The sequence below is a fragment of the Allobosea sp. genome, assembly GCF_048595345.1.
Taxonomy (GTDB): Bacteria; Pseudomonadota; Alphaproteobacteria; order Rhizobiales; family Beijerinckiaceae; genus Allobosea.
On the sequence record NZ_JBMDWH010000229.1, the window covers coordinates 39,808 to 46,962 of the forward strand.

Genomic DNA, 7,155 nt, shown 5'->3' on the forward strand with positions numbered 1-7,155 from the left:
CAATGTTCGGCTTCGACATCTCCGTCATTCTCGACGCGCTGCCCTTCCTGGCGAAGGGGCTCGGCCTCAGCCTCGGGCTGACCGCCATCGCCATGACCGGCGGCCTGACACTCGGCCTGGTCCTCGCCATTGCTCGGCTCTCGCGCTACCGCGCCCTGGCGACGCTCGCCGCGCTCTACGTGAATGGCTTTCGCGCCGTACCGCTGATCCTGGTGATCTTCTGGTTCTACTTCCTGGTGCCGCTCCTGCTCGGCCGGCCAGTCGGCGCGCTCTATTCGGTGCTGATCGCCTTCGTCATGTTCGAGGGTGCCTATTACTCCGAGATCATCCGGGCCGGGTTGAAAAGCGTGCGGCCTGGGCAATGGCAGGCCGCGCAGGCCTCGGGCATGAGCTATCTCCAAACGATCCGCCTCGTGGTGCTGCCGCAGGCGCTGCGCAAGATGGCGCCACTGATGGTCACGCAGGGCGTCGTGCTCTTCCAGGACACGTCGCTGGTCTACGTGGTGTCGCTCCACGACTTCATGACCTCGGCCAGCATCGTCGCGAACACCCAGAACCGCATCGTCGAGCTCTATGTGTTCGCCGCGCTCGTCTACTTCGCCCTCTGCACCGCCGGCAGCACGCTGGCGCAGCGCCTCAGCAGCCGGCAACGCGCGCATTAGCGCCGTTGGCACCCCCTCCCTCGCAACCGCGGGACAGCATGAACGACATGGTCGAGATGATACGGATCGAAGGATTGTCCAAGAGCTATGGCGACGTCCCGGTTCTGCGCGACTGCAGCCTTGAGGTGGCGCGCGGCGAGGTCGTGGTGATCTGCGGGCCCTCGGGCTCGGGCAAGAGCACCTTCGTCAAATGTATCAACGGAATTGAGCCGGTCCAGGCGGGTCGCATCGCGATCGATGGCGAGGACCTCCCGTCAAAGCCCACAGCAGCTGCCAAAGTCCGCGCGCGGGTTGGCATGGTGTTCCAACATTTCGAGCTCTACCCGCACCTCACGGTGATGGAGAATATCTGCCTGGCGCAGGTCCATGTGCTGAAGCGCAGCCCTGACGAAGCTCAAGACAAGGCCCGCGGCCTGCTTCGGCGTGTCGGTCTCGCCGACAAGGAGGCTGCCTACCCGTCGCAGCTCTCGGGCGGTCAGCAACAGCGCATCGCCATCGTGCGGGCGCTCGCCATGGACCCGATCGCGATGCTGTTCGACGAGCCGACTTCGGCACTCGACCCAGAGATGATCGGCGAGGTGCTGGCGGTGATGCTCGAACTCGCCCGTGAGGGCATGACCATGGTCGTCGTCACCCACGAGATGGGCTTCGCGAAGGCCGCCGCCGACCGGGTGGTCTTCATGGACCAGGGCGAGATCGTCGAGGTCGCCGAGACCGCGCGCTTCTTCGCCGCGCCCCACTCGGAACGCGCCCGCCTCTTCCTCTCGCGCATCCTGGCCCATTGACATGACCGACCTGCTCCGACCGACCCCCGACGATGTCCTCGACGCTGCGCGCGTTCTCACGCCCGTGGCCGTACGCACGCCGCTGCTGCGCTCGCCCGCCCTCGACCGGCTTACCGGCGGCGAGATCCTGCTCAAATGCGAGAACCTGCAGCGCTCCGGCGCCTTCAAGTTCCGCGGCGCCTACAATCGGCTCCATCGTCTCGACCGCACGGCCCATCCCGGCGGCGTCGTCGCGTATTCCACCGGCAATCACGGCCAGGCGGTGGCGACGGTGGGCCGGATGCTCGACATCCGCGCGACCATCGTCATGCCGAGCGACGCTCCCGCCAACAAGATCGCCAAGGTGCGCGAGAACGAGGGCGAGGTCGTGCTCTACAACCGCGCCACGCAATCGCGCGAGGAGATCGCGGCGCAAATTGCAGCGCGCGCACCGGTAGCCGTTGTGCCGCCGGGCGACGACCGCTTCGTCATCGCCGGCCAGGGCACGGCCTTCCTCGAAGCCGCCGAGCAGGCAGACGGCGCGGTCGATCTCGTCGTCGTCCCTTGCGGCGGCGGCGGGCTCGCTGCCGGAACCGGTCTCGCCTTGGAGGCCATCGGTTCTCGGGCCGAGCTCTGGGCTGCCGAGCCCGAAGGCTTCGACGACACGCGGCGCTCGCTCGAAAGTGGCCGGCGCGAGGTCAATGAACACCTCTCCGGCTCGCTCTGCGACGCGCTGCTGGCACCGACCCCGGCGGAACTGCCGTTCTCCTTCAACCGCGAGAAGCTGTCGCTGGTTTTGACCGCCTCTGACGACGAGGTGCTCGCTGCCATCCGTTTCGCCTTCGAGCATCTGCGGCTTGTCGTCGAACCCGGCGGCGCCGTCGCTCTGGCGGCGCTGCTGGCGCGGCCCGAGGCGCTGCGCGGACGCCGCGCCTTGGTGATGCTCTCCGGCGGCAATGTCGAGCCTGAGATCTTCCGCAGCGCGATCGCGCCCCGATAAGCGCGCCCGGCCGCGCACCACCGCTTCGCCCATCGAGCTCCATAGGAACCGCCATGTCTTCGCTCGCCAACAAATTCGCCGCCCTTTCGACCGATAACGCCCCCGGGCAAGAGGTGCGGCGCTCAGACGCCGACATCCGCGCCCTGATGATCGGCGAGTCCCTACCCGGGCGCGCCGTCGATTTTTCCCATGGCGACATCGACGCCTTCCCGCCGCCGCCCGACGCGATGGAGCGCTTTGCAGAGGCCGTGCGGATCGGCGGGCGACAGGCTTATACGGAGTATCGCGGGTCGGCCGACATCCGCGCCGAGCTGGCAAGCCAGCTCGAAGTTTTCACAGGCGCGCCGGTCTCGGCCGATTCCGGCACCATCCTCACACCTGGTACGCAGGGCGCGCTGTTCCTGGCCATGGCAGCGACTGTCGCGGCCGGTGATAAGGTCGCGATCGTTCAGCCCGATTACTTCGCGAACCGCAAGCTGGTGAAGTTCCTTGGCGGCGAGGTCGTGCCGGTCGCCATGGACTATCTCGGCGCTGACGAGGCAGCGGGTCTCGACCTCTCGGCGCTGGAGGCGGCCTTCCTCGCCGGCGCGAAGGTCTTCGTCTTCTCCAACCCCAACAACCCGACCGGCGCGGTCTATTCGCAGCGCGAGATCGGCCGGATCGCGGAGCTGGCGACGCGCCATAGCGTCACGGTCGTGGCAGACCAACTCTATTCCCGTCTGCGCTATGAGGGCGAGCAATACAGTCATATCCGCGCGAGCGGCCTGCCGGAGGCGCAGTGCGTGACCATCATGGGTCCGTCAAAGACGGAGTCGCTCAGCGGCTACCGTCTCGGCGTCGCCTTCGGTGCGCCGGAGATCGTCGACCGCATGGAGAAGCTGCAGGCGATCGTCTCGCTCAGGGCGGCCGGCTACAATCAGGCGGTGCTTCGCTCTTGGTTCGCCGAGCCTGCAGGCTGGATGGCGCAGCGGGTGAGCGACCACCAGCTCATCCGCGACGATCTGCTGGCTATCTTCGCCGAGGCGGGCTTCCCGACCCGGCGTCCGCGGGCGGGAAGCTACGTATTCCCGACGCTGCCGGCGCTGCGCGTCGCGCCGCTCGATTTTGTTCGGCTGCTTCGCCAGCAGGCGAATGTGATCGTGACGCCGGGAACGGAGTTCGGTCCGCATCCGCACAGCATCCGCCTGAACTTTTCCCAGGACCGGAGTGCAGCGCTGGATGCCGCCCAACGGATTGTAACCATGGCTGAACGATACAAGGTCTAGATGGGTATCCGCGCTTCATCGACCGCTCGGCGAGGCCTCCAGCCGGGCCGTCGGCGGGCTGACCTTGAGCCGCTTTCGCCTGATGCTCGTCACCGCCGTGCCGACCGGAGCCGTTACCCCCTGATCGTCGAGCCGCTCTCCTTCGTTGGTCTGATGGCCCCGCACATGGCCCGGATGATGGGCCTTCAGCGCCACATACCCCAGCTCTACGGCGCAGCCGTCATCGGCGCCCTCACCATGCTTCCTCGCCGACTGGCTCGGTCGCAACCTGCTCTTCCCCTGCCGGTAGGCCTCCTCGCCACATTCATCGGTGGACCATACTTCATGAAACTCATGGCCAAGGGCGGAAGGTAGGCAGGTAACTCAACACCGCATCACGGCACCTTTCCGGTTCGTCTCAGGCAATCCGATCGAGGCCGGCAACCGCATTTGAAGCCGACCCGCCCGTTGTGGCTTTCCCGGCCTCGACCTTCAATGGTGGCAAATAGGTCCCTTATACGTCGAGGCCGTCATGCCCGCTCCCTGCCATATCCATCTCGATGTCATCCAGCGATCGCGAGGCCAGACGTTGCTGCACGATGCCGCTTACAGGATGGGCGAGCTCGTGTTCGACCTGACCGGGAAAAGGCGGGATTATCGGGCGAGCCGGATCCACCACCGCGGCACGATCGTGCTCCTTCCCGATCATGCCGACGATACCCTGACCGACCCTTGGGCATTGCTCGGCGAAACGGCATTCCGCGAGAGGCGCTGGGACGCGCAGGAGGGCCGGAGGCTCGTGATCATGCTGCCCCGGGCGGTTCCGACGGCGCTGATCTCCAGCGTCGTCGCCTATGGCATCGCGCCGCTGATCGAGCACGGCATGGTCGCCCAGATGGACGTGCATGAGCCGCCGGCGAGCGACGGCGAACGTCATCCCCATGTTCACATCTGGATTTCGCAGCGCTCGGTCGAAGGGGCCTCATTCGGGAGAAAGGAGCGTGCCTGGAACGCGATCTTCGTCCAACAGGCGCAGGCGCTTCGCGCCAGCATTTCGGCGCGCATGACACAGGCTATGGCGATGCTGGGGATCAGCGAGGCGATCGACCCGCGCTCGCACAAGGCTGCGGACAGGCCGCCACCGCTGCCCCGGCTTCCGCCTCATCTTTTCCGACAGGCCGAGCGCGGGCAACTCGTCACCGAACTGCAGAAAATCCGTCAGATCGCGATGGAGGAGCCGGAAGACGCCGCCTCCGAGCGATGGATCATACCGGTTCCCACATTGCCGGCGAAGCGCTCATCCCCTGCTTCTCGCGCCAATCCCGTGGCTTCGAAGGGCATTGCCAGCATCTGCGAAGCGTTGAAAGCGCGCGGCGAATGCACCTTCCGCACCCAGGTCGGCTTCTGGGGCATCGTCCTCGACGACGGCAGCCGCATCGTGGCCTGCCCTCAATTCGTGCGCTCGGCCGGTCCGCTGACGAGCCGCAAAACCGCTTCTGTCATGGTTGGGCTTGCGACCGCCATGGGGTGGACCGGAGTCGTGCTGGAGGGACCCGACGCCTTCGCCACCGACATCGTCGATGCGGCGCTGGGCCAGCGATCTCCGGTCATGCCGATTAATCGGATTTTGCCCGAAGAGGCGGTGCAGGATCTTTCCCGGCGCCATCGGCCCCGATTGAAGGAGGCGATCGCCCGTATGGATAGGACGGGATCGCTCGCGCGATCGATCGACAGGTACTTTGCGCGCCCCGGGCTCGAAAAGGTTGCATCGATGCAGAACGAGATCGAACCAGCTGTCGTATTCCAGCCCTTCCCGACGCCGCGCCGCGCTGCGGCAACTGATGCCCGGAATTCGGAAGAGGGCCTACGCTTGTGGCGGCGTTACGTCCAGCGGATGCAGGATGGCCGTCTCATAGCGCGAGGAGATCCACCCTCGCTAGAGAACTTCGAAGACGCGACCGCAGATCAGAGAGCGCCGCCTCGCGACCTATGAAGCTCGGTCGGAAATCAGGCCTGAGAACTCAACGTCAGCATGCCAGGGCAAGATGTTCATAAGCCTGCCTTTCGACAGCCGCCAAGCGCAGTGCGCCACTTCCGGACATTGGCTCGGCGCCCGAGAGCGGACCGTTAGCTCTCTGCTCATCCTGAAGCCAGAACCGTTAGGCTCAGCGTAGCCAACGACGCCGAACCGGGTCGAACCAGCTTCGGCGCGCGTGAGCCTGAGAGCCTACGAGCCCAAGTGCTCTACGACCGTTTCTGTCATGCGCGGCGACAATTTGCGGTTCGCTCGCAGGTCGTGCCACAACTCTGGCGCTAATGGGGGAGATCGTCTGAGAATGCTGTTCGAGAACCTAAAGGTAAACCGCGTTGGGGTCCACGAAGTGTTCCAGCGCAATGAAGACAAGTCGATCCGGCCGCCTGTGTTTGCGGACGACTTGGAGAACCTCAGCCCCGAAGCCTTGGGAGCCTTCCGCCTTCGCATGACTGACGCTCTGTCGGGGCAAAGCCAAAGCCTGGAAATGCGCATAGTGCGGCACGGTGCCGGCAGCTTCCTGGAGCTAGCGGAAAGCTTGGTCGGATCGTCCGATGAGCACTTTCTTGCGGGGTCGAAAGCGGTTGCCAACAAGCTCGCAGAAGCTCAAATCGCCCGCCGCATCCCGGGAGGAATGCTGATCGTTTTTGACGGCACCGTGGGCGCAACAGCCCAGCCGTTTGTGGGAGTTATCAAGGCTGAGACCCAAGCCGGTTTCCGCCGCTCCAAGGATGGCGCGAAAGCGGTGGTCGAGTTCTTGCAGAACATTTTCCTGACCCCCGCCACACGGCTCTACAAGATCGGCCTGATGCTATTTGAGGATACCATCAAGGCGAAGCCGGACGGCCGCAGGGCATTCGTCTTCGACAGCAACATCTCGGTCAGCAACCGGGAGGCTGCGGCCGCCTACTTCTACGAAGGTTTCCTGGGCTGCGCTTTGCCCAGCGATGGGCCGTACGAAACGGCCCGGTTCTTCGACCTCACCCGGGAGTTCGTGCGCAGGTCTGAACTCGAGCCTGAAAAAAAGCGGGACGTGATGGACAGCCTGTATGTCTTCGTGCGCGACGAGCAGGACCCCACCTTCACCGCCGAGCAGTTCGGCAACCGCTACCTGCCGCAGCACATGCAGGATCCGTTCGCGGAGTTCCTCAACGCCAAAAAGTTTACCCCGAACGCTGTGGTCCGCGACACCTCCCAGATGGGCAACCGTCTGCGACGCCGGCGCCTCAAGTTCGGGGGCGATATCGAACTGTCCGCCTCACCCGAGGCCCTCAAGAGCAAAGTCCAGATTGAGGCCATCGCAGCCGATGGCGGTGAACCGCTCCGGGTTTGTCGGAGGCTCCAACTCCTGAGAAGGTGGAGCTATGACGAGCAAGACAACAAACAAGTTTTCGCCTGAGGTGCGTGCCCGCGCGGTTCGGATGGTGCTGGATCACGAGGCCGAGCATCCGTC

The 7,155-nt window shown here is 65.0% G+C and carries 7 protein-coding genes; all 7 read left to right on the forward strand.

Annotated features, from left to right (window positions below; all coding sequences use genetic code 11):
• Window positions 1-2 precede the first annotated feature (2 nt).
• On the forward strand, window positions 3-662 hold the full coding sequence (locus tag ACOJTB_RS20320) for an amino acid ABC transporter permease (RefSeq protein ID WP_420104339.1): 660 nt from the start codon (window positions 3-5) through the stop codon (window positions 660-662).
• A gap of 56 nt (window positions 663-718) precedes the next feature.
• A complete protein-coding gene (locus ACOJTB_RS20325) occupies window positions 719-1,447 on the forward strand; it encodes an amino acid ABC transporter ATP-binding protein (protein WP_346502115.1) in 729 nt (242 codons plus the stop codon).
• A 1-nt stretch (window position 1,448) separates the two neighbouring features.
• Window positions 1,449-2,426, forward strand: a complete 978-nt coding sequence (locus ACOJTB_RS20330) for a threonine/serine dehydratase (protein WP_420104340.1) — start codon at window positions 1,449-1,451, stop codon at window positions 2,424-2,426.
• A 53-nt stretch (window positions 2,427-2,479) separates the two neighbouring features.
• Window positions 2,480-3,691: a pyridoxal phosphate-dependent aminotransferase gene (locus ACOJTB_RS20335; protein WP_420104341.1), complete on the forward strand. Its 1,212-nt coding sequence runs from the start codon at window positions 2,480-2,482 to the stop codon at window positions 3,689-3,691.
• Window positions 3,692-3,868: 177 nt separating this feature from the next.
• A complete protein-coding gene (locus ACOJTB_RS20340) occupies window positions 3,869-4,045 on the forward strand; it encodes a hypothetical protein (RefSeq protein ID WP_420104345.1) in 177 nt (58 codons plus the stop codon).
• Between the two features lie 157 nt (window positions 4,046-4,202).
• Complete coding sequence (locus ACOJTB_RS20345) at window positions 4,203-5,663, forward strand: MobA/MobL family protein (RefSeq protein ID WP_420104342.1); 1,461 nt, start codon at window positions 4,203-4,205, stop codon at window positions 5,661-5,663.
• A gap of 343 nt (window positions 5,664-6,006) precedes the next feature.
• On the forward strand, window positions 6,007-7,101 hold the full coding sequence (locus ACOJTB_RS20350; protein ID WP_420104343.1) for a nucleoid-associated protein: 1,095 nt from the start codon (window positions 6,007-6,009) through the stop codon (window positions 7,099-7,101).
• The last annotated feature ends 54 nt before the right edge of the window (window positions 7,102-7,155 follow it).